This window comes from Shimia abyssi (genome assembly GCF_003014475.1).
Classification (GTDB): Bacteria; Pseudomonadota; Alphaproteobacteria; order Rhodobacterales; family Rhodobacteraceae; genus Shimia; species Shimia abyssi.
This window is the reverse complement of sequence record NZ_PYGJ01000002.1, coordinates 406,804-429,560: the sequence shown is the minus strand read 5'-3', so window position 1 is coordinate 429,560 and position 22,757 is coordinate 406,804. Positions and strand designations below refer to the sequence as shown.

At 56.9% G+C, this 22,757-nt stretch carries 23 protein-coding genes; 16 read left to right on the top strand and 7 right to left on the bottom strand.

Annotated elements, in window-relative coordinates; all coding sequences use genetic code 11:
- Positions 1 to 41: 41 nt before the first annotated feature.
- From CLV88_RS06095 to CLV88_RS06085, 3 genes are all read left to right on the top strand, one after another.
- Positions 42 to 1,223 (top strand): aminotransferase class I/II-fold pyridoxal phosphate-dependent enzyme, encoded by a 1,182-nt coding sequence (locus tag CLV88_RS06095; RefSeq protein ID WP_106607482.1) that lies wholly within the window; start codon positions 42 to 44, stop codon positions 1,221 to 1,223.
- Positions 1,224 to 1,241: 18 nt separating this feature from the next.
- Positions 1,242 to 4,223 carry a DNA translocase FtsK gene (locus CLV88_RS06090; protein WP_106607481.1) on the top strand — a complete coding sequence of 994 codons (2,982 nt, stop codon included), beginning with the start codon at positions 1,242 to 1,244 and terminating at the stop codon, positions 4,221 to 4,223.
- 90 nt (positions 4,224 to 4,313) lie between these two features.
- A complete protein-coding gene (locus CLV88_RS06085) occupies positions 4,314 to 4,913 on the top strand; it encodes a LolA family protein (RefSeq protein WP_423827728.1) in 600 nt (199 codons plus the stop codon).
- A 43-nt stretch (positions 4,914 to 4,956) separates the two neighbouring features.
- Here CLV88_RS06085 and CLV88_RS06080 read toward each other — a convergent pair whose 3' ends face one another.
- Both CLV88_RS06080 and CLV88_RS06075 read right to left on the bottom strand, forming a co-directional pair.
- Positions 4,957 to 5,544 (bottom strand): transglycosylase SLT domain-containing protein, encoded by a 588-nt coding sequence (locus CLV88_RS06080; RefSeq protein WP_106607480.1) that lies wholly within the window; start codon positions 5,542 to 5,544, stop codon positions 4,957 to 4,959.
- Between the two features lie 95 nt (positions 5,545 to 5,639).
- Positions 5,640 to 6,521 carry an AEC family transporter gene (locus CLV88_RS06075; protein ID WP_106607479.1) on the bottom strand — a complete coding sequence of 294 codons (882 nt, stop codon included), beginning with the start codon at positions 6,519 to 6,521 and terminating at the stop codon, positions 5,640 to 5,642.
- Positions 6,522 to 6,604: 83 nt separating this feature from the next.
- Here CLV88_RS06075 and hspQ point away from each other — a divergent pair, with 83 nt between their 5' ends.
- Positions 6,605 to 6,931 (top strand): heat shock protein HspQ, encoded by a 327-nt coding sequence (gene hspQ, locus CLV88_RS06070; RefSeq protein ID WP_106607478.1) that lies wholly within the window; start codon positions 6,605 to 6,607, stop codon positions 6,929 to 6,931.
- A 13-nt stretch (positions 6,932 to 6,944) separates the two neighbouring features.
- On the opposite strand, the gene CLV88_RS06065 is transcribed toward hspQ, so the two are convergent.
- The 3 genes from CLV88_RS06065 to CLV88_RS06055 all read right to left on the bottom strand — a co-directional run bounded on the left by CLV88_RS06065 (position 6,945) and on the right by CLV88_RS06055 (position 9,413).
- The gene (locus tag CLV88_RS06065) at positions 6,945 to 8,522 is read right to left on the bottom strand and encodes a gamma-glutamyltransferase family protein (RefSeq protein ID WP_106607477.1); all 1,578 of its coding nucleotides are present in this window, start codon (positions 8,520 to 8,522) and stop codon (positions 6,945 to 6,947) included.
- A gap of 94 nt (positions 8,523 to 8,616) precedes the next feature.
- A complete protein-coding gene (locus tag CLV88_RS06060) occupies positions 8,617 to 9,051 on the bottom strand; it encodes an ATP-binding protein (protein WP_106607476.1) in 435 nt (144 codons plus the stop codon).
- Positions 9,052 to 9,083: 32 nt separating this feature from the next.
- Complete coding sequence (locus CLV88_RS06055; protein WP_106607475.1) at positions 9,084 to 9,413, bottom strand: STAS domain-containing protein; 330 nt, start codon at positions 9,411 to 9,413, stop codon at positions 9,084 to 9,086.
- A 174-nt stretch (positions 9,414 to 9,587) separates the two neighbouring features.
- Between CLV88_RS06055 and CLV88_RS06050 the strand changes: the two genes are divergently transcribed.
- The 12 genes from CLV88_RS06050 to rarD all read left to right on the top strand — a co-directional run bounded on the left by CLV88_RS06050 (position 9,588) and on the right by rarD (position 21,568).
- Entirely contained in the window at positions 9,588 to 10,760 is a 1,173-nt protein-coding gene (locus CLV88_RS06050; RefSeq protein ID WP_106607474.1) for an acetyl-CoA C-acyltransferase, read from the top strand.
- A 57-nt stretch (positions 10,761 to 10,817) separates the two neighbouring features.
- Entirely contained in the window at positions 10,818 to 11,273 is a 456-nt protein-coding gene (locus tag CLV88_RS06045) for a GAF domain-containing protein (RefSeq protein WP_106607473.1), read from the top strand.
- Positions 11,274 to 11,400: 127 nt separating this feature from the next.
- Positions 11,401 to 11,961 carry a helix-turn-helix domain-containing protein gene (locus tag CLV88_RS06040; RefSeq protein ID WP_106607472.1) on the top strand — a complete coding sequence of 187 codons (561 nt, stop codon included), beginning with the start codon at positions 11,401 to 11,403 and terminating at the stop codon, positions 11,959 to 11,961.
- A 10-nt stretch (positions 11,962 to 11,971) separates the two neighbouring features.
- Positions 11,972 to 12,343, top strand: coding sequence for a GFA family protein (locus CLV88_RS06035; protein ID WP_106607471.1), 372 nt, complete (start codon positions 11,972 to 11,974; stop codon positions 12,341 to 12,343).
- The gene (locus tag CLV88_RS06030; protein WP_243403579.1) at positions 12,336 to 12,731 is read left to right on the top strand and encodes a GFA family protein; all 396 of its coding nucleotides are present in this window, start codon (positions 12,336 to 12,338) and stop codon (positions 12,729 to 12,731) included. The genes CLV88_RS06035 and CLV88_RS06030 overlap by 8 nt, the downstream gene beginning before the upstream one ends.
- Complete coding sequence (locus CLV88_RS06025) at positions 12,731 to 12,997, top strand: hypothetical protein (protein WP_106607470.1); 267 nt, start codon at positions 12,731 to 12,733, stop codon at positions 12,995 to 12,997. Before CLV88_RS06030 ends, CLV88_RS06025 begins: the two co-directional genes overlap by 1 nt.
- Before the next feature lie 11 nt (positions 12,998 to 13,008).
- The gene (locus CLV88_RS06020; RefSeq protein WP_106607469.1) at positions 13,009 to 15,471 is read left to right on the top strand and encodes a GcvT family protein; all 2,463 of its coding nucleotides are present in this window, start codon (positions 13,009 to 13,011) and stop codon (positions 15,469 to 15,471) included.
- A gap of 67 nt (positions 15,472 to 15,538) precedes the next feature.
- Positions 15,539 to 16,603, top strand: coding sequence for an alcohol dehydrogenase catalytic domain-containing protein (locus CLV88_RS06015; protein ID WP_106607598.1), 1,065 nt, complete (start codon positions 15,539 to 15,541; stop codon positions 16,601 to 16,603).
- Positions 16,600 to 17,496, top strand: coding sequence for a homocysteine S-methyltransferase family protein (locus tag CLV88_RS06010; RefSeq protein ID WP_106607468.1), 897 nt, complete (start codon positions 16,600 to 16,602; stop codon positions 17,494 to 17,496). Before CLV88_RS06015 ends, CLV88_RS06010 begins: the two co-directional genes overlap by 4 nt.
- Before the next feature lie 56 nt (positions 17,497 to 17,552).
- Positions 17,553 to 20,003, top strand: coding sequence for a GcvT family protein (locus CLV88_RS06005; RefSeq protein ID WP_106607467.1), 2,451 nt, complete (start codon positions 17,553 to 17,555; stop codon positions 20,001 to 20,003).
- A 70-nt stretch (positions 20,004 to 20,073) separates the two neighbouring features.
- Positions 20,074 to 20,583, top strand: a complete 510-nt coding sequence (locus tag CLV88_RS23735) for an REP-associated tyrosine transposase (protein ID WP_106607466.1) — start codon at positions 20,074 to 20,076, stop codon at positions 20,581 to 20,583.
- A gap of 79 nt (positions 20,584 to 20,662) precedes the next feature.
- Positions 20,663 to 21,568 (top strand): EamA family transporter RarD, encoded by a 906-nt coding sequence (rarD, locus tag CLV88_RS05995; protein ID WP_106607465.1) that lies wholly within the window; start codon positions 20,663 to 20,665, stop codon positions 21,566 to 21,568.
- Here rarD and CLV88_RS05990 read toward each other — a convergent pair.
- Both CLV88_RS05990 and CLV88_RS05985 read right to left on the bottom strand, forming a co-directional pair.
- Positions 21,565 to 22,269 (bottom strand): SGNH/GDSL hydrolase family protein, encoded by a 705-nt coding sequence (locus tag CLV88_RS05990; protein WP_106607464.1) that lies wholly within the window; start codon positions 22,267 to 22,269, stop codon positions 21,565 to 21,567. The two genes, rarD and CLV88_RS05990, sit on opposite strands and share 4 nt — an antisense overlap.
- Before the next feature lie 4 nt (positions 22,270 to 22,273).
- A complete protein-coding gene (locus CLV88_RS05985; RefSeq protein ID WP_106607463.1) occupies positions 22,274 to 22,684 on the bottom strand; it encodes a nuclear transport factor 2 family protein in 411 nt (136 codons plus the stop codon).
- Positions 22,685 to 22,757: the final 73 nt, after the last annotated feature.

Below are 22,757 nucleotides of genomic sequence, written 5' to 3'. Positions count from 1 at the left end.
CAAACGGGGCGTAATGATCCCGAAGCTGAGGCAGTATTGTAATGAATTTCCCCGAGCGGTTCTCGAACCTACCGGCCTATGCGTTTCCGCGTTTGCGGGCGTTGCTCGACCATCTTGAGCCGGGCGGTGCGGTGGTGCACATGACGATTGGCGAACCGAAGCACCCGTTTCCGGTATGGGTGACGGATGTGATCGCGCGCGAGGCAGCCGGGTTCAACAAGTATCCGCCAAATGAAGGTGCGAGCGAGTTATTGCAGGCGATTTCGGACTGGATCAAGCGCCGTTATAGCGTGGAGATGGACCCTGAATCGCAGATTATGGCGCTGAATGGCACGCGTGAGGGGCTGTATAATGCGGCCATGGCGCTGTGCCCTGAGACCAAGAATGGCGAGCAGCCGTTGGTATTGACGCCAAACCCGTTTTATCCGGTTTATGCCGTGGCGGCGACGGCGGTGGGGGCAAAGCCGGTATTTGTTTCCGCCGATGAGAGCACAGGATTCCTGCCGAATTTTGCCGGATTGAGCGCAGAGGTGCTGGATCAGACGGCGATTGTGTATTTCTGTTCACCCGCGAACCCGCAGGGTGCGGTGGCGGATCGGGCCTATTGGCGCGAGTTGATCGGGCTGGCCGAGAAACACGATTTCCGGATTTTTGCGGACGAGTGTTATTGCGAAATCTACCGCGACACGCCGCCTATTGGGGCGATAGAGGTGGCACACGAGATGGGGGCCGACCCCAATCGCGTTGTGATTTTTCATTCGTTGTCCAAGCGGTCCAACCTGCCGGGGCTGCGGTCTGGCTTTGTGGCCACAGGTGCCGAAAACATGCGCGAAATTCGCCAGTTGCGCACCTATGCGGGCACGCCGCTGCCGTTGCCGTTGCAGCGAGCTGCGCAAGAGGTTTGGGCGGATGAGGCGCATGTGGAAGAGAACCGCCGCATGTATCGCGAGAAATTTGATCTTGCGGACGAGATTTTCAAGGATTTGCCAGGCTATGTTAGCCCGAGTGGCGGGTTCTTTTTGTGGTTGCCAGTTGAAAACGGCGAGGCGGCTGCGGTGAAAGCGTGGACAGAGACAGGTATTCGGGTGTTGCCTGGAGCCTATCTGAGCCGCGATGTAGACGGGAAAAACCCCGGTAAAAAGTATATTCGGGTCGCTTTGCTGGCCCCAAAAGCCGAAGTGGCAGACGCGCTGACAACGTTGCGCGACTGCATTTACGGATAAGAACGACGAGGGATCGATATGGCATATCAGGCACGGGGGCGGGACCCGCTTTTGGACAGTAACATGCAGGCGGCGTTCGAGAAACGGGGCAAAGAGCTGATCGGGATCGCGCTGATCGTTTTGGCGCTGATGGCTTCGGCGATGGTTGTGTCCTATACGCCAAATGATCCGAGCTGGATTTCGGTGACAGATGCGCCGGTGCAGAACTGGATGGGGCGGATCGGGGCGTCGATTGCCGCGCCGCTTTTCATGATCATTGGCTGGAGCAGTTGGGGATTGGCCGCCGTTCTAGGTATATGGGGCGTGCGCTTTGCGTGCCATCAAGGTGAAGAGCGGGCTTTGAATCGGGTGGTTTTGTCGCCGATCATGCTGGCGATGGGGGCTGTTTATGCCTCGACGCTTACACCGGGTGATGCGTGGACACATAGTTTTGGTATGGGGGGCATGTTTGGTGACACGATCACCGGCGCTTTGCTGACCATCTTGCCGGTGAGTGCATCGACCGGCGTAAAGCTGTTGTCGTTGGTGACGGGGCTCGCCTTTGTGGCAATGGCGCTGTTTGTGTTGGGTTTTACCCGCGAAGAATTGCAGCGGATTGCGCGCCTTGCGATGCTGGGGCTGGTGCTGGGCTACGCAGCGTTGATGACGGCGCTGGGGCGTGGGGCCACCGGGGCGGTGCATGCGGCGCGGACTGCGCAGGAAAGGCGCAGTGAACGCAAGATTGTGCGCCGCACCGAGGAAGAGGCGCGCGCCGTTGCAGAGGCGCAAGCGGCGGAGATTGCTGCGGCCGAACTGCGCGATGCGGTTATTGAAGATGAATATGTTGAGCCGGTTGCGATGGCGCCGGACCCGGTTGTGACAACTTCCGCGCCGGTTGCGACGCCTGTTTCGCCGAAGCCACGTTTGAGGATGCCGGCATTAATCAAGCGCGCGGTGCCTGGCCCGGCCCAAGAGCCGATGCCAGAGCCGGAATTGGTTGAGAATATCTTTGTAGAAGATATTGCAGATGCGCCGGGCGAAGACCGTATCAAGGCCAAGATCGCCGATGCACTGCGCAATCGCGTGGGGCGCGGTGAGACCGTGGCACCGGCAGAGTTGCATCCCGATAAGCCGTTGACCAAGGGGCGCGGGCGTGGACCTGATCCTTTGGTTCTGGATGAACAGCCAGACTATTTGGCTGAGCCGGATTATGCTGCGGTTGAGCTGCCACCCGAGCCACCGTTGACAAGTGGTGTGCCGCTGCGGTCTGAGCCACCGCTGATGTCATCTGCGCTACAGGCGCCGATGGCTGAGGATGTGATGCCCGAGCCGGAACAAGCGCGCGTTCTGCCATTGCAAAAGTCGCAACCCGCGCCAGCGCCGCAACCTATCCCGGTGGCGCAGCCTAAAAAGGTTGTTCAACCGCGTATGCAAAAGCCGGTGCAGCCATCCGAGCGGGCCAAGGCGGAAGCGCAACCGTCGTTGGCATTTGAAGAAAAGGCGGTTGAGTACGAGCTGCCGCCGCTGAGCCTGCTGTCGAGCGCAGAGGACATTCCACGCCACCATCTGAGTGATGAAGCGTTGGAAGAGAATGCGCGGATGCTGGAAACGGTGCTGGATGACTATGGCGTAAAGGGCGAGATTGTCAGTGTGCGGCCCGGACCCGTGGTTACGATGTATGAGCTGGAGCCTGCACCGGGTCTTAAGGCGAGCCGGGTGATTGGATTGGCAGACGACATCGCGCGGTCGATGTCGGCGTTGTCGGCGCGTGTGTCGACCGTGCCAGGGCGCAGTGTGATCGGGATCGAACTGCCTAATGAAAACCGTGAAATGGTCGCGTTCCGCGAGATACTGAGCAGTCGGGATTACGGCGATGGCAACCAAAAGCTGCCGCTGGCGCTGGGCAAAGATATTGGTGGTGATCCGATTGTCGCAAACCTGGCCAAGATGCCCCACCTGTTGATTGCAGGGACGACCGGTTCGGGTAAGTCTGTGGCGATTAACACGATGATCTTGTCTTTGCTTTATAAGCTGACACCTGAAGATTGCCGGTTGATCATGATTGACCCCAAGATGCTGGAATTGTCAGTTTATGATGGCATTCCGCATCTGCTGTCCCCGGTTGTGACTGACCCGAAAAAGGCTGTCGTCGCGCTTAAGTGGGTCGTGGGCGAGATGGAAGAACGGTATCGCAAGATGTCCAAGATGGGTGTGCGCAACATTGACGGCTATAACAGCCGAGTTGCGGATGCGCTGGGGCGAGGCGAGATGTTTAGCCGGACGGTTCAGACGGGCTTTGACGATGACACGGGCGAACCGGTGTTTGAGACCGAAGAGTTGATGCCCGAAAAGATGCCCTACATCGTGGTGGTCGTTGACGAGATGGCCGACCTGATGATGGTGGCGGGCAAAGAGATCGAAGCGTGCATTCAGCGCCTTGCGCAGATGGCGCGAGCCAGCGGCATTCACATCATCATGGCGACACAGCGTCCGTCGGTAGATGTGATCACCGGTACGATCAAGGCGAACTTCCCGACTCGGATTTCATTCCAGGTGACGTCTAAGGTGGATAGCCGGACGATCCTTGGGGAAATGGGGGCTGAGCAGCTCTTGGGCATGGGCGACATGCTGTATATGGCGGGGGGTGCCAAGATTACGCGTTGCCATGGTCCGTTTGTCAGCGATGAAGAGGTTGAAGAGATCGTCAATCACCTCAAGGCGTTTGGACCACCTGATTACATTGGCGGTGTTGTCGAGGGGCCGGACGAGGAGAAGGCCGACAATATCGATGCGGTTCTGGGCTTGAATACGGGTGGGAACACCGACGGCGAAGATGCGCTTTATGACACGGCGGTTGCGATTGTGATTAAAGATCGCAAGTGCTCGACCAGCTATATCCAGCGCAAGCTGGCGATTGGGTATAACAAGGCCGCGCGGCTTGTGGAGCAGATGGAGGAGCAGGGGCTGGTCAGCCCGGCCAACCACGTAGGCAAGCGTGAAATTCTGGTGCCTGAACAGTAAGCTGAGCGAATTTCGGCGCAATACGTGATGCGCGCGCAGACGTGAACCGCCGGGGCTGGAATCCCGGCGGTTTGTGTTTAGGTTTGAGGTATGATGATAAAAAAGCTCTTTTTGGTGCCAGCATTTCTGGCCGTATCCACCATGCCTGCGATGGCTGAAAAGCTATCTTTGGATGCGTTGTCGACCTATTTGAATGGAATGACCACCGTAAAATCTGCGTTTACGCAGATATCGGACGATGGGACGGTGCAGACCGGCAACCTATATATCAAACGCCCCGGAAAGATGCGGTTTGAGTATAACCCGCCGGAAACGTCAGTAGTTTTAGCGTCGAACAATGCGGTTGCGATATTTGACGGGCGCTCTAATCAGCCACCTGAGACCTATCCATTACGCCGCACGCCGCTGTCGATCATTTTGGCCCGCAACGTGAACCTGAAGCAGGCCAATATGGTTGTCGGTCACGAGTATGACGGGACGGCGACAATAGTGACGGCGCAGGATCCAGTTCACCCGGAACACGGGTATATCCAACTGAAATTTACCGATTCCCCTGCAGAGTTACGCCAGTGGGTGATCTTTGATGGCGGCGGCGGGCAAACCACCGTGATCCTTGGCGAGACGGAAAAAGAGCTAGAGTTGCCAAATAGCCTGTTCAGTATCGAGCGGATGATCGGGCGAGATAACTAAGCGATTTGAGCGAGGTGGGCGGCGACGTAGCCGCCCCAGTTTGTTACCAGACGCGTAAACAGCGGCGCAGCTGCTCCTTATAGCGGTGAGAGCGGGTGTTGACGTCGTCCGCCACGCGCAATAGCCACGATTTGTTCTTGTAAGTGCCGCGTGCATAGCCGGTGTGGCCATCATGATACGCCAGATACTGGCCGCGGGCGTCGGACAAGGGCACGCCGTTTTTGTCGCGGGTAATGTTCATGTACCACCCCATGAAGTCGGTGGCGTCCTTGATATTATCCCGCCGCGCAGAGCGGTTGCCTGTTGATCTGCGATAGTCGTCCCAAGTTCCGTCAAGCGCCTGAGCGTAGCCATAGGCGCTGCTTTGGCGGCCCATGGGCAGCACGCCGAGGACGTATTTGTTGGGGGTGCGTGCGTTCGAGATGAAGCGGCTTTCCTGATAGAGAACGGCCATCTGGACGTGCGCTGGCACGCCCCATTTACGCTGGGTGGATTTGAAAGCGCGCTTGAAGTGCGGTTTCTCTTTCAGAATCGCACAGGCGTTTTCAGTATTGCGCGGTGCCTGCTTATCGCCGCCGCCGCAAGCGGCAACGATCGTGACCAGTACCAACGCGAGAATGAATCTGCTCATCTGCCTCTCGCTATCTATTTTTCTTTTTCCGACAGACTAGCGGATTCTGGGTGTGAGGGGAAATCACATTGTTGAAGAAGGGATTCACGGGTTCCTCAGAGAAGGATCGCGAGGATGATGGGCAGGCCGACTACTGAAACTAGGGTGGAGACCACCGCAAAACCGGCGACTGATGCGCTGTCGGCATTAAACTTCTCGGCCAATAGATACGATGAGATCCCTACAGGTGTGGCCATCTGTAAAACCAGCACGCCAAAGGCGACGCCAGTTAGGCCAAAAGTCAGGCCAATGCCCCAGCCAAGTGCGGTGCATAAGATCAGTTTGGCGACCGACAGCCAGACGGCTGTAACTACTCCGCCCGGCGTGAGGCGAGCGACAGCGACGCCCAAGGTAAGTAACATCAGCGGGATTGCCATTTGCCCAATCAGGCCAATTGTATCGGTGAGGAAGTCGGGTGTTTCCCATCCCTGCCAGAGAAAAAGCGCGCCGAGCAAGGTCGCCCAAACCATTGGCTCGCGCAGGATGCGGCGCGCGGATCCTTTGCCCGCGACAAGCCAGAGGCCGAGCGTGAACGAGAGTATCGCGGTGAGGGCCAATATGACGATGCCATGTTCCAGACCGGATTGGCCAAAGGCAAAGAGGGCTAGAGGCAAACCAAGATTGCCGGTGTTGCCAAAGATGAACGGCGCTAGATAGGTACGCAGATCTAACCCGGCCGCGCACATCAAGCCCCACCCAACCAGCGTGATTGCGCCATATGCGGCCAATCCGGCCAAAGTGAGCGACAAAAGGGTGCCGGGTTCGGCTTGCGATTTCATCAGTGATGTGAAAATCAGGCAGGGTACGGCGACGTTCACACCGAGTTGCGTGACAAATTGGATTCGATACTCGAATCCAAGCTTGACCCAACCGAAACCGAGCGCCGCAACTAAGAATACTGGGGCAACGATTTCCAGAACTGTTAAGATAAGGTTCACAGACTGTTTCCCGATGAAATGTGGCAAAAATTGGACAAAGACCCCTTGAAGGGGCTACCTTTGCGGGGTAGGGGCTGCTCGAAATGTTGAAAACACGCGCGAAATATCATCTAGGCCAGATTGTTCGGCACCGCAAACACCCGTTTCGCGGCGTTGTTTTTGATGTGGACCCCGAATTCTCGAATACGGAGGAGTGGTATGATGCCATTCCCGAAGACAGCCGCCCTGTGAAAGAGCAGCCGTTTTATCACCTGTTGGCAGAGAATGATCAGAGCTACTATGTGGCTTATGTGTCTGAGCAGAACCTTATTGCGGATTATTCGGGCGAGCCCGTTGGGCACCCCGATCTGGATGAAATGTTTGGTCCGTTCGAAGACGGATCGTATCCGCTCCACTTTCAACTGAACTAAGACGCGCATTGGGTTAATACCCCAACGCACAGCCGTCTTTGCGCGGATCCGACGCCGCCTCTAGCACGCCGTTTTCCAATATGCGAATCGCCTGAGCGCCGCCGATGGGGGCCGGTGGGATAATCACGTCGTGACCCAGATCTGACAGTTCCTGTCGCACAGTCTCAGAGTAGCCGCGTTCCACACGCAGCTTGCCAGCCTCGGTGAAAACGCGTGGCGCGTCTAGCGCGGTTTGCAGGTCCATATCGAAATCGACCATGTTTGAGAGAACGCGGGAATGGCCGTGGGGCTGAAATTGCCCGCCCATGACGCCAAAAGGCATTTCGACGCGCCCGTTGCGCCGCAACATGCCTGGAATGATGGTGTGCAGCGGGCGTTTCCCGCCCTTTAGTTCGTTCGGATGGCCCTGCTCCAGAGTGAAACCGGCGCCCCGGTTTTGCATGAGGATACCAAATTTCTCGGAGGCGATGCCGGAGCCAAAGCTGTGGAAGGTAGAGTAGATCAGCGATACGGCCATGCGATCTTTGTCAACGACCGTGATATAAACGGTGTCCTTGTGCACCGCCTCGGCCCCTGGTGCAGGGCTGGCCAGCGCCTGTCGTGGGTCGATCAAGGCCGCGAGTTTTGCAGCTGTTTCGGGGGCAAGCATATGGTCCAGTCGGGTAGTATGATCAGGATCTGCTAAGAATCTATCGCGTGCATCATAGGCCAGTTTTGAAGCCTCGGCCTCAATATGGGCGCGTTTGCTGCCGAGCGGATCCATTGACGAAATGTCGAAATGTTTCAAAATGTTGAGGAGCAAGAAGGCGGTTGCGCCTTGGCCGTTTGGCGGATGCTCTATGAGCTCAATTCCCTTGTAGTCGCCTGATACGGGTGCGGTTTGTGTGCCCGCGACTTGGGCGAAATCGTCCATCGTATGTATGCCGCCCATGGAATTCAGAGTTGAAACCATGTCATCGGCAACCTCGCCTGTGTAGAACGCGTCACGTCCGTCACGGGCGATGCGACGTAACACTTCGGCTTGGCCGGGGCTGCGAAAGATGGTGCCCATTGCCAATGGTTGGCCATTGTTGAGATAGTGAAGTTTTGCGGCACCTTGAAGCACGTGGCCTTCGCGTGCCCAGTCAAAGGCGACGCGAGGCGCGACCGGCACACCGGCATCGGCGTAGTGAATGGTTGGAGCAAGGCTGTCGGCGAGGCCAAGATTGCCAAATCGGTCGGACAAAGTGCAGAACATGTCCATAGCACCGGGCAAGGTGACGGCATCTGTGCTGTGCAGGCTAACCTTGGCTTCACCTCGAGCGCGAAGTTGCGCGGCATCCGCGGCGGCAGGTGCACGACCTGAGCCATTAAAGGCAAGAACATCTTCGGTGCCCGCCGGGGAGACCAATGCAAAACAATCGCCGCCAATCCCGGTTGACTGCGGCTCGCAAATACCCAAAAGCACTGCTCCGGCGATGGCGGCGTCCATGGCGGACCCACCTTGTTTCAGGATGTCGACCGCAGCCTGTGCCGCCAGTGGGTGGGATGTCGCGCACATTCCGTTTGCAGCGTAAACGGCTGATCGCCCGGGTAACTGAAAGTCTCTCATGAGCGTCACTCCTCGTTTGGTTTGAGGACTGTATGTGGCCAATTCAGGGAAGCCAATGCGATTTTGGTTTTATAGGGAGCCAGTGCTTGTGGGGCTAACCATCCATGGTGAAAGAGAGCACATTCCAATCGGCAGATCGCTCATAATGAAGGTCGCGGGCCAGCATGCGCACCAGCGACCAGCCGAACCCGCCTTCCGGCAAGTTCTCACGGGTTGTATCGACATCGGGTGCCACTCCAGGTGGCAGTTTTCCATTGGGCATGTGTATGCCGTTGTCACGAACGATAACGCGCCATTCGCTGCTCTCATGCAAGCATCGCACGACGATCAACCCATCTACGCGACCAGCCAGTGCGTGTTCAACAACATTGTTCAGTACCTCGCCCAGCACGATTTCAAGCGATCCCATATTTGCGAGCGCCTCACCGTTGGCATAGGTCTCTTCGCGGAGCTGCAAAAGTGCGGCGCGAACAGCATGCGGCGTGCCTTGCAGTTCGAACTGAATGGGAGTTTTGGCGTGTGTCCCCATTTGAAGCGGCCTTGTCTCTGGAACTGGATGGGTCAGGCGGCTAACGCATCGTCAACTGATGCAAAGATCCGAAATACGGTATCCATGCGGGTCAGTCGAAACACTTTGTCCACATTTTCATTGAGGCAACACAAATCCAGCCGATGTTCTGAACCCAGTTGCTTCATTGCGGCGACAATTGCGCCAAGCCCGCTGGAATCGATAAAGTCGACCTGCGACAAATCCAGCGCAACATGGCCGGTGATAGCATCGGTTTCTTCTCGCATCCGATCCTTGAATTGAATCGCGACAGAGGCGTCGATGCGTGGTTCGTTGACTGAGACGATGAGTAGGTCGCCAACAACCCTGCTGGACAAATCCATGGTCCAAGTTCCTTTCAATCTGACTTTCTTGCACCATAAAAGTGATTCCTTACCATCCCGTGAGTGATCGCCGCCTTGCCATGGTTTTTGAAACCGACCACATATTCTGAAACATCCTTGCAATGATTGAGCGGCAAGGCAGTGAACAAACAGCAAATGCGAGGGAGAATTGTCATGAAGAACGTGGTGATCGCGGGAGCGGCTCGTACCCCGATGGGCGGATTTCAGGGTGTGTTTGAAGGCATCGATGCGACGGAGCTTGGCGGAGTCGCTATTCGCGCAGCGCTGGAGTGGGCCGGGGCGACCACAGTGGACGAAGTTCTTATGGGATGTGTTTTGCCAGCGGGGCAGGGGCAAGCACCGGCGCGCCAGGCTGGTTTTATGGGAGGATTGGGCAATGACGTGCCTGCAACAACACTGAACAAGATGTGCGGGTCCGGCATGAAGGCGGCAATGATGGCGTTTGATGCAATTGCACTGGGGGATCGGGATGTGATGATCGCCGGGGGTATGGAGAGCATGACGAATGCGCCTTATCTGCTGCCAAAGATGCGCGGTGGTGCCCGTATTGGTCATGGTCAGGTTGTAGACCACATGTTTTTGGATGGGCTCGAGGATGCATATGAAAAAGGTCGCCTGATGGGTTCGTTTGCCGAAGATTGCGCTGTGAGCTTTCAGTTCACACGCGAGACGCAGGATGAATATGCGCTGATGTCGCTATCTAACGCTTTGGCCGCACAAGAGAGTGGCGCGTTTAACGGAGAGATCGCACCGGTGACTGTAAAGGGGCGCAAAACAACGACGGAAATCTCAGTGGATGAACAGCCCGCCAATGCACGCCCCGATAAAATTCCGCACCTGAAACCGGCATTTCGCAAGGATGGCACTGTTACTCCGGCCAATTCTTCTTCGATTTCAGACGGAGCAGCGGCCATGGTGATCGCCTCAGAGACAGCCGCAGAGGCCCAAGGGTTAACGGTACGCGCTCGTATTCTCGGACATTCCAGTCACGCACAGGAACCTGGATTGTTCACAACAGCGCCGGTACCCGCCGCGCAAAAGCTCTTGGAAAAAATCGGCTGGAACAAGGACGACGTGGACCTTTGGGAAGTGAACGAAGCGTTCGCCGTGGTGCCGCTGGCCTTTATGCATGAAATGGATTTGCCACGGGGTAAGGTAAACGTGAACGGAGGCGCCTGCGCGCTGGGTCACCCGATTGGCGCCAGCGGTGCGCGGATCATGGTCACGTTGCTAAACGCGCTTGAAAAGCGTGGATTGAAACGCGGAGTGGCGGCGATCTGCATCGGCGGTGGAGAGGGCACTGCGATTGCGATCGAGCGGGATTGATCTTCTTAACTTTGAAAAATACCGTCTGTGATGAATTGACCCACTAAGAGGCATAATATGACGGTTAATTATGACACGCTAACCCAAACGATCTCTGCACTGACAGAAGGCGAGACGGATGCCGTGGCGCTTATGGCCACGGTCGCCTGTGAAGTTCATCACAGCGACAACCGGTTTGACTGGACCGGGTTTTATCGTGTCACAGAACCACAGACGCTTAAGATTGGCCCTTATCAAGGTGGGCATGGCTGTCTGGTGATTCCGTTTGCGCGTGGTGTCTGCGGCGCCGCGGCGCGCACTGGCGAGGTGCAGTTGGTGCCGGATGTTGAGGCATTTGAGGGCCACATCGCCTGTGCCAGTTCGACCCGGTCCGAGCTTGTTTTGCCGGTATTTGATGGAGGTGGGCAACTCCTTGGGGTGTTTGATATCGATAGCGACCTGCCTGGCGCGTTCTCTCAGACTGACGCGGATCGTCTGGCGGAAATTCTGAGTGCCGTGTTCCAAAACGTTTAGCGATTGGTCTGGGCGCTTTAGTCGCCGCGTTGCGGCGTGAAAAAATGCTTTGAAATTTCACGGACCTGTGGCAGCGTGAAATTCGAGGGAATTTTTTCACGAGAGTGAGTCGCGCGTGTTGCACCGGATGCCAGATGATTTGAGCACGTTGGGAGCGGATATCCGTGCACTACGCAAGGCGCGTGGGATGACATTGGCGGATATGGCTGAGCAATTGGGCCGATCGGTCGGGTGGCTAAGCCAGGTGGAGCGGGACAAGTCTGAACCGTCCATTTCCGACCTGCGCCAGATTGCGCGGCTTTTGGATGTGTCGATGTCGATGCTGTTTGGTCAATCGACCGCTCCAGTCGATGAGCAAGGCTATGTCGTGCGCGCGGGTGCGCGGCGCAAAATGGGGTCGAGCGAAGAGGGGCTGGTTGAAGAACTGCTCTCCCCCGATCTGACCGATGATTTCGAAGTGGTGCACTCAACTTTTTTACCCGGCGCCAAGATCGGCAAGCCCAATTGCCGTCCCACCCAAGAAGTAGGGTACGTCACGTCTGGCAAGCTGGACCTTACGGTAGGTGAGCGTGCCTTTACCTGCGCGGCTGGTGACAGTTTTCGCATTCGCGGTGAGTTCCATACTTGGGCCAATCCATATGATGAACCGGCGGTGGTGATCTGGGTGATCGCCCCGCCCGTGTATTGAGGGGCGCTCCATGTTGCAGGGAAGCTGTTTATGCGGGGAAATACGGTTCAGGGTGCATGGCGCGCCGCAGGGCGTGTCGATGTGCCATTGCGGTCAGTGCCGCAAACAATCCGGTGGCATTTGGTCATCAGCGTTTGTGCCGGAAGAGGATCTGGAAATCGAAGGTGATGTGAACTGGTTTGAGGCCAGTGTTACGGCCAAGCGGGGTTCTTGCAGGCGGTGCGGATCCTATCTGTTCTGGACGGCGCACGACGAAGACACCATCAGTTTTGCGCTAGGCGCAGTGGATGGACCGACAGGGTTGAGTTTGGAAAAGCACATCTTTGTCAAAGATAAGGGTGATTACTATGCCCTGAGGGACGGGGTCGAGCAACGTGACTGATGCTGTGCGTTCTGGGAGCTGTCTGTGCGGTTATGTGCGATATGAGGTGCGCGGCCAGTTGCGCCCTGTCTGGGCCTGTCACTGTGGACAGTGCCGCAAGACTACAGGGCATTTCTGGGCGGCGACAAGCGTGCCCGAGGAGAACATGACCATCCATGAGATCGGTGCGCTGCGTTGGTTTCGGTCGTCAAAACACGCGCAAAGAGGGTTTTGCAGCACCTGTGGGTCCAGTCTGTTTTGGAAAATGGATGGGCAAGAGGGAATTTCGTTCGGTGCTGGAACGCTGGATGGAGACACAGGGCTGGACACCGAGCGGCATATTTTTGTCGAGGACAAGGGCGACTACTACGAGATTGCGTGCACAGCGCCGCAAATCGCGAGGTACTGATGCCCGAAACGTTGCTGAATATGAATGCGGTGTTGATCCTGACCTGTGTATCAGCGGGTGTTCTATTGGACCTGACACCGAGTGAAGATGTTGCATGCGCTAGAAGCTGCGGCGAGTCTGGAGGCCGGCATAGCAGTGCCACCACGGTTGGTCGGGGCGCGGCGATTGGAATGTTTGGCGCGGCGTTGCAACGCGGGTCGGCCGCGCTGAACAAGCTGGTGGCGATTGTGTTTGGCGGGCTGGCGGCCCGTTTGCTTTTGGATTGAGGGAGAGCGAGATGTCTGAGTCGAATAAGGATTTTCCGACCAAGGCCCGTGTGGTCATTATCGGTGGCGGTGTTGTGGGCACCTCTTCTTTGTATCATCTGGCCAAGAAAGGCTGGACAGACTGCGTTCTACTGGAAAAGAACGAGCTGACCGCCGGGTCAACTTGGCACGCGGCGGGCAATGTGCCGACGTTCTCGACCTCTTGGGCAATCATGAATATGCAGCGGTATTCGACCGAATTGTATGCCCGGTTGGGCGAAGAGGTGGATTACCCGATGAATTATCATCAATCGGGATCGATCCGATTGGCGCATAGCAAGGAGCGCATTCAGGAATTCCAGCGCGCCATGTCGATGGGGCTGTATCAGGGAATTCCGATGGAAATGTGGACTCCCGAAGAAGCTAAGGAACGCTATCCATTTCTTGAGACGCATGACCTTGAAGGGGTTTTGTATGACCCAACGGATGGTGACATTGATCCGGCCCAGTTGACGCAGGCATTGGCCAAGGGGGCGAGGGATATGGGAGCCCGGATTATCCGGTTCTGTCCGGCAACGGGTGTGACCCAACAGGCGGACGACAGCTGGGTGGTGCATACTGACAAGGGCGACATTGCGTGTGACTATGTCGTGAACGCCGCTGGGTATTATGCGCAGCGTGTGGGTGAATGGTTTAAGCCATATGGCGGGCGCAGTGTGCCGATGATGGTGATGAGTCACCAATATCTGCTAACCGAAGAAATCCCCGAGGTTGAAGCATGGTCCAAGGAAAACGGTGGCGTCAAACTGCCTTTGCTGCGCGACGTGGATATATCCTATTACCTGCGTCAGGAAAAACACGGCTATAACCTTGGCCCGTATGAGCCGAACTGTAAGGCGCATTGGGACACTGATGACGACCCAATGCCGGATGACTTTAGTTTTCAGCTTTGGTCAGACGATCTGGACCGGATCGAAGTTATTGTGACGGATGCAATGGAGCGCGTGCCGTTGATGGCAACGTCTGGAATCAGTCGAGTGATCAACGGACCAATCCCGTATGCGCCGGATGGATTGCCGCTGATTGGGCCAATGCCGGGGGTAAAGAACGCGTTCGAAAACTGCGTCTTTACGTTTGGGATTGCGCAAGGCGGCGGAGCGGGCAAGGTGTTGGCTGAATGGATTGTTGACGGCGCGCCCGAATGGGACATGTGGGCTGTCGATCCGCGTCGTTTCACAGATTACACCGATCATGATTATTGTGTGAAGAAAGGCATGGAAGTGTACGGGAACGAGTACGCCATGCATTTCCCACAACACGAATGGCCCGCTGCCCGCGACAAAAAGCTCTCGCCCGTCCATGACCGGGTTGTCGCACAAGGTGGTGTTATGGGGGCCTATAACGGCTGGGAACGGGCCAATTGGTTCGCCAAGGATGGTGATGATACCTCGCTTGAGGCGACGCACACTTGGGGCCGTTCTGGGCCATGGGAGCAGCGCGTCAAGGAAGAGTGCGAGGCCGTGCGCGACCATTGTGGTGTGCTGGATCTGCCGGGGTTCTCGCGGTTTCTGGTTAAGGGAGACGGTGCTGCGGAGGCGCTGCGCGGGCTGGTGACGGGTGGATTGCCCAAGGTTGGGCGGATCAATCTGGTTTATGTGTCCGATGATCGGGGGCGCATCCTGACCGAGATGTCGTGTATGCGGCTGGAGGACGATACGTTTGTAATGATCACAGCTGCCACGGCGCAGTGGCACGACCGTGATGTTCTTCGTGCGGCGATGCCTGCGGGTGTTTCGGTTGAGGATGTGACGCATACACGCGATACGCTGATTGTGACGGGACCAAATGCACGCGACCTCCTAGGTGATCTGACCGACGCGGACCTGTCAACCGGATGGCTGACCCATCAGGCGGCGACAGTAGCTGGAAAGGCGGCGCACTTGATCCGGGTATCTTTTGCGGGCGAGTTGGGGTGGGAAGTTCATGCGCTCAAGGAGAATATGCCCGCGATCTATGACGCCATTGTCAGTGCCGGGGCCAAGCCGTTTGGCATGTATGCGCTGAACAGCTTGCGTTTGGAAAAAGGGTATCGTGCTTGGAAAGGCGATTTGTCGACGGATTATTCCCTGTTGGAAGGTGGATTGGAGAGATTTGTGAAACTCGACAAATCGCAGGAGTTTCCGGGCAAAGCCGCCATTTTGTCTGAAAAGCAACAGGGCGTTAAGAAGCAGTTTGTGACGTTGGTTGTCGAAGCCGGAGCAGCGGATGCGCCTTATATGTCCTGCGTTTGGTCGGATGACGAGATTGTGGGCGAAACTACGTCGGGCGGTTGGGGGTATCGCGTGAACGCCTCGATCGCGTTGGGCATGGTGCGGGCGGATTTGGCCGTGCCGGGTACCGAGCTGCAAGTGGATATTTATGGGGAGAAGTGCCGCGCGGTTGTGCAGGAGGATCAGCCTTTGTGGGACCCTGAAAATGCACGGCTTCGCGCGTGATGCGCACCGAGGTAGGTCGGACAATTTTGTCCGACTTACGAAGGTTGCGTAAGAGGAGAGTTTGATGATCCCTGAAACGATGAGGGGTGTATACCTGACAGGGCATGGTGGACCCGAAATGTTGGAATGGCGCGAGAACATTCCTGTGCCATGTCCCGGCCCCGAACAGGTTTTGGTGCGCGTGTCAGCTGCAGGTGTAAACAATACCGACATAAATACGCGCATTGGCTGGTATGCCTCGGAAGTGACCGGGGCGACAGGTGACGAGGCCGGGGACGTGGAGGCCGGAGGGCATGCTGGTGCGCTCGATTTTCCGCGCATTCAGGGCGGTGATCTATGCGGGCGGGTCGTGGCCGTAGGCGATGGTGTCGAATTCCTGTTGGGCGCGCGTGTCACGGGGCCAATCAATTTGCCGCGCCCAACGGATGAAATGCCGACCGCTTATATCGCCTTGGGATCAGAATTGGATGGTGCCTTTGCTGAATACTGTCTGGTGGAGGCGAGCGACATCTACGATGTCAGTGTGTCGCCTTTGACTGATGTAGAAATTGCGGCGATTCCTTGTGCCTTTGGTACTGCTGAAAACCTGTTGACCCGCGCCGGGGTCAGTTGCGGACAGTCGGTTTTGGTGACTGGCGCGTCCGGGGGCGTAGGCTTGGCGGCGGTGCAACTGGCCAAGTTGCGTAGGGCAAATGTTACAGGGCAGACAACTGCGGCTAAGGCGGACATCGTGCGAAATGCGGGCGCAGCAGATATCTTGGAACGAGAAGTTGCGCCATCAGCCCGTGCCTTTGATGTTGTGATAGACGTCGTGGGCGGGACGATCTGGCCGGAACTGATCCGAGGGCTGAAACCGGGGGGACACTATGCCGTTTCTGGTGCGATTGCCGGGCCGGTTGTTGAGGCTGATTTAAGAGACATCTATTTGTCCGACATCACGATCCACGGCTGTACCTATCAACCGATTTCCGTCTTTCAGAGGCTTGTTGACCTGATGAATGCAGGCGACATCCGCCCGCTGGTGTCGGGCACCTATGCGTTGCAGGACATAGGGCAGGCGCAGGCGGATTTTTTGTCAAAGACTCTGCCCGGAAAGCTGGTTCTATTGCCGCCGAGTGAGGGTGCGAAATGAGCGAAATTATTCTGAAAGATGGTGGGACGGGGCAAGAACTGATCCGGCGGTCGTCTATGGCGCCGCACCCATTGTGGTCGGCCAAAGTGATGATGGAAGAGCCGGATATCGTGCAGAGTGTGCATGAAGATTTTATCCGGGCCGGTGCGCGGTTGATCACGTTAAATACCTATTCCGCAACGCCAGAGCGACTGGCGCGCGAGGGAGTAGCGGAGATGTTTGTGCCTTTGCAAACTAGGGCCGTTGAGTTGGTGCAACGCGCATGCGAAGCCGTGGGCGAAAATGGGGTGCGGATTGGAGGGTGCTTGCCGCCTCTGCACGGTTCGTATCGTCCCGACATGATGCGCAGCCATAACGATTTACTGCCTGCCTATCGTGAAATCGCGGACATGCAGGCGCCGCATGCAGATGTCATGATTGCCGAGACGCTGGCATCGGTTGCCGAGGCGACGGCCGCCGCGCAGGCCGGGGTGGAAACCGGTGTGCCGACCTGGGTCGGAATGACTTTGAACGACGATGACAGTGGGAAGTTGCGTTCTGGCGAACCTTTGGCGGCTGCGTTGGACAGGTTGGCGGGGTTGAAATTGGCTGGGGTCATGTTGAATTGCTCCAAGCCCGAAGTGGTTACGGATAACCTTCAGGCGCTTTTGCAGACGCGGTTCCCAGTGGGAGCCTATGCCAATGCATTTAGCGGGATTTCAGCGTTGGAGATCGGTGGGACGGTTTCGGAATTGAAGGCACGTGCCGATATGACTCCTTCTGATTATGCCGATTTTGCAATGGGTTGGGTTGCGCAGGGCGCCACGTTCGTGGGTGGATGCTGCGAAGTGGGGCCGGCCCATATTAGAGAGTTAGCTCAGCGGCTGAAAGCCGATGGTCACATCATAATCTGAGGCGCGGGTGCGCTCATTCGCCCTGTCGGGCGGCTTCGCAATGAATGGAGAGAGACATGGCTGAACTACCGAGCAAGGCCCGTGTGGTTATTATTGGCGGTGGTGTTGTGGGCTGTTCAGTGGCCTATCATTTGACCAAACTGGGCTGGAAAGATGTGGTTTTGCTGGAACGTAAACAGCTGACCAGTGGCACAACCTGGCACGCAGCAGGACTGATCGGGCAATTGCGTGCGTCGTCCAACATGACCAAACTGGCGCGGTATTCGGCCGAGCTTTATCAGGGGTTGGAAGCGGAAACGGGCGTTGCGACAGGCTTGCGACAGGTGGGGTCAGTCTCTGTTGCATTGACTGCTGAGCGGCTAGAAGAACTGTATCGCAACGCCGCGATGGCGCGTGCGTTTGGCGTGCCAGTTGAAGAATTGTCCCCTGCTGAGGTGAAAGCCCGCTATGAGCATGTCAACCTTGATGGGGTGACGGGGGGCGTTTGGTTGCCGACCGATGGACAGGCTGATCCTGCCAATATCGCCCTGGCGCTGGCCAAGGGGGCACGCCAAAGAGGGGCTTTGGTCAAGGAGCGGATCAGGGTCGCAGGCATTGCGCGTGATGGTCGCAAGGTAACAGGTGTTGATTGGATAAGTGACGACGGGCAGGCGCAAGGGCATATTGCGTGCGATATGCTTGTGAACTGTGCAGGCATGTGGGGCCACGAGGTTGGGAAAATGGCTGGTGTGAATGTGCCGCTGCATGCGTGCGAGCATTTTTACATAGTTTCGGAACCTATTGAAGGGCTGAGCCAGATGCCCGTGCTGCGGGTGCCGGATGAGTGTGCATATTACAAAGAAGACGCGGGCAAGATGATGCTGGGCGCGTTTGAGCCCAACGCCAAGCCGTGGGCCATGGAGGGCATCCCCAAGGATTTCGAATTTGATCAGTTGCCCGAGGATTTCGATCACTTTGAACCTATTCTGGAGTGGGCGGTTGAGCGAATGCCGATGTTGGGTACAGCAGGGATCCATACGTTCTTCAACGGGCCAGAGTCCTTTACACCGGATGACGCCTATCACCTCGGACTTGCGCCCGAGATGGATAATGTCTGGGTTGCGGCCGGGTTTAATTCGATCGGGATTCAATCCGCTGGCGGCGCCGGGATGGCGTTGGCGCAGTGGATGGAGGATGGGCAGAAGCCGTTTGATCTCGGCGATGTGGATGTCAGCCGAATGCAACCGTTTCAGGGCAACAAGACTTATTTGTATGAACGCTCGAAAGAGACACTGGGCCTGCTCTATGCAGACCATTTCCCGTATCGGCAGAAGGAGACGGCACGGGGCGTGCGGCGCACACCGTTTCATCACCACCTGAAGGAGCGGGGGGCGGTATTCGGCGAGTTGGCTGGCTGGGAGCGGGCGAACTGGTTTGCAAATGAGGGGCAGGACCGGGCTTATCAGTACAGTTGGAAACGTCAGAACTGGTTCGAAAATTCCGCCGCTGAGCACCGCGCGGTGCGCGAGAATGTGGGCATGTATGACATGTCGTCTTTTGGCAAAATTCGCGTGGAAGGACCGGACGCAGAGGCATTTTTGAACTATGTGGGTGGTGGTGATTATTCAGTGCCGGTGGGCAAAATTGTTTATACACAATTCCTCAACCCGCGTGGCGGAATTGAGGCGGATGTGACTGTTACACGCCTGAGCGAGACGGCCTATCTGGTGGTGACGCCTGCGGCGACGCGATTGGCAGATCAGACGTGGATGATGCGGCATGTGGGTGATTTTCGGGTGGTGATCACGGATGTGACGGCGGGTGAAGCCGTTTTGGCCGTGATGGGACCGCAGTCGCGAGCGCTGTTGGAGCGAGTATCACCAAATGACTTTTCCAACGCGGTGAACCCGTTTGGCACAGCTCAAGATATCGAGCTTGGGCTAGGTCACGCCCGGGCCCACCGGGTGACTTACGTAGGGGAGCTTGGCTGGGAACTTTATGTGTCGTCGGACATGGCAGGACATGCGTTTGAGACGCTGTTCGAGACAGGCCAGGACCTGGGTTTGAAGTTGTGTGGAATGCACATGATGGATTCCTGCCGGATCGAAAAAGGGTTTCGCCATTTCGGGCATGATATCACATGCGAGGATCATGTGGTGGATGCCGGATTGGGTTTTGCCGTGAAGACCGACAAAGCGGATTTTATCGGTAAGGGCGCGGTGTTGGAACGTAAGGAAGGCGGGCCTCAAGCGCGTTTAGTACAGTTCAGGTTGAACGACCCAGAACCGTTGTTGTTTCACAATGAGCCGGTGGTGCGCGATGGTGAGATCGTGGGTTATCTGAGTTCGGGGAATTACGGTCATACGTTGGGCGGTGCGATTGGGTTGGGCTATGTGCCTTGCGTGGGTGAGAGCGCGGCGGAGGTGCTGGCGTCAAGTTACGAGATTGACGTGATGGGCACGCGTGTGCGCGCAGAAGCGTCTTTGCGTCCGATTTATGATCCCAAATCGGAGCGGGTGAAAGTGTGACGGCGGGGTCGGACAAATATGTCCGACCTACGTTTAGGTCACGTTAATCAAGCTGTGCCCATTATGGGGCATGCCAAATTATAGACGCGATCGAACCGCTGGTGGGACGTGGTATTTCACCGTGTGCTTGCGGGATCAGACAAGCGATTTATTGACCCGGAATGTGGATCTGTTACGCGAATGCGTGGCGGGTACGATGATAAATCAACCTTTTGCGGCGCCGGCTTGGGTAGTTTTGCCAAGCCGGATGCATTGTATCTGGACATTGCCACCGGGGGATATGGATTTTTCAAATCGATGGAAGGCGATCAAGGGGCGGTTTTCGCGGCGGTTGCCGGATCGGCCTGTGTTTGCGCGTGTGGCGCGGCGTCCGCGAGAAAAAGGCGTGTGGCAAAATCGATTTTGGGAGCATCGGATACGAGGTGCGAGCGATTTTCAGGCACATTTGTGGATTGTGCATCAAAGCCCGGTACAGGCAGGGCTGGTGCGGCGGGCAGAGGATTGGGTCTATTCCTCGGCTCATCGGACGCGGCGGGTAGGTCGGACGAATTTGTCCGACTTACGATATCAGCGTATGTGATGGGCAGGCGCACAAAATGAGATGTTCCATTTCGGTTTAGCACTGCCATAACGGGAGCGAATGTCATTGGAGATCCGGAATGGTACAGCCCGCTGTTCGCAACACTGACCAAGATACACCCAAGGGCCTTGCTCTTGCGCTTGGGGCCTATGTTTTTTGGGGCTTTCTTCCGCTTTACCTGAAATTGATGGCGCATATCCCTGCGGCTGAAGTGGTGGCGCATCGGGTCATCTGGTCGGTGCCGCTGGCGGGATTGGTGCTGATCCTCTTGCGGCGCACGTCGGATTTGCGAGACGCGTTGCGCAACCCGCGCATGATCGCAATGGCGAGCCTGACGGCGGCGTTGGTGTCGGTTAACTGGGGTATTTATGTTTGGGCGATTGCGTCTGGCAATGCGCTGGATGCAGCTCTTGGGTATTACATCAACCCGTTGTTTAGCATCGCGCTTGCGGCCGCATTTTTGGGTGAACGGTTGAACCGCACGCAGATGCTGGCAATTGGCCTCGCGGCCGCCGGGGTTCTGGTGCTGATACTAGAGGCGGGTGCGCTGCCTTGGGCGGCGCTGGCGCTGACCTTTAGTTGGGGGTTTTACGCGATGTTCAAAAAATCCCTGCCAATCGGACCCAATCAGGGGTTTCTGCTCGAAGTTTTGATCCTGTTGGTGCCAGCAACGGGCTATGTCATGTGGCTTGTCGCGACCGGAGAGAGCCATTTTGAGATCGGCAGCATCAATATGTGGTTGCTGATGGGGGGCGGTGTGGTCACGGCAGTGCCTTTGATGATCTATGCCAATGGGGCCAAGCTGGTACGGCTGTCGACCATGGGGATCATGCAGTATATCGCACCGACAATGATCTTTCTGATCGCAATCTTTCTGTTTGGCGAAGAAATTGACCGCGGGCGGATGATTGCCTTTCCCATGATCTGGGCCGCGCTGGTGATTTATTCGGTGCCAATGATCCGGCAAATGCGGGGCCGCGCCTAGGCGAGCAGCTCTCTAATCTGCGTGCCAAGCAGATTGGCCCAGAGCGCGTAGGCGGTTTCGCTGGGGTGGTAACCGTCAATCGCGAGATAGCGCTCTTCAAAGGGGAGCTTCAGAGCGAGATGTGTGAGCGCGACATTGTGTGACGCGAGGTCTGCGAGCGCATCGTCAAGTCGTTTTGCGTGGCGGCCAAGCATCCAGCGCAGTGGGTGTGGCAGCATGGGGTATTGGCCGATTGGTGGCAGACCTGACGTGATCCCGTGGCGGGCTTCAAAGGTTTTCATGACCAGAACCAGCAGCTCTGTTTGTTCACGCCGCCAGCGTTTTTCTGATCGCAAGCGGGTCGTGTCATTCACGCCAAGTGCGGAAACGACGACCTCGAAAGGTTCGGGCGTGAGTTTTTTTAGAGAAATCAGGGTATCGAAGGTGGTTGCGCCGGTTCCGGCCTCAAGCCGCCATGTTACCTGAAAATCGCGTGCGAGGTTAGTCACGAGTTGACCGCAGAGGGCCGTCTCTTGTGTAGCAGCACCGACACCCGCAGCGGAGCTGTCGCCGATGATCAAGAGGCGCAAGACCGGGCCCGTGCCAGAGCGGCCCATGCGCGCGCCCGGTGGTTCGGGAAGGAGCTGGGCGTTGCGGCGTACGCGCAACCCTTGGGCGAGCAGTAGGGGGGCGAGTGGTAGGCGGGCAAAGATGTCCAGCATGAGCTTATCCGAGCGCGCCCTTGTATTTGAGAAAACGTGGGTCTGTCATGACACGTTTGTTCATTGCATCTCGTAGGGCGGCAACGGACTTATGCGGACGCATGGCCACTTCGAAATGCGCGATTTCACCAGTGTCGTTCAAGGTAATCAAGTCTACGCCGACCGCGTCCAGCTCACCAACTTTGCATTGAAACTCAAGCGACCAGTTGATGTCTTTACCCAAGATACGGCGGTATTGGAAGTCGGTGAAGATCTGCCCAACGTGACCCAAGAGGGCGGTGACGGGTTCGCGGCCAGTCCAGGTGGCCCAGTAAGTCGGGGGCAGAAACGCCACGTCTTGTGCCAGAAGTGGCGCGATGTCGGTTTCGTTTCCTTTGGCGACGACATCGATCATGCGAGCGATGGTTGGGTGCATAGTGTCTCCTGTCGTGTTTTGCTCAAGGTGGCGCAAGGCGTCGGCTGTGCAAAGTGTGACGTTGGGTTGCTCG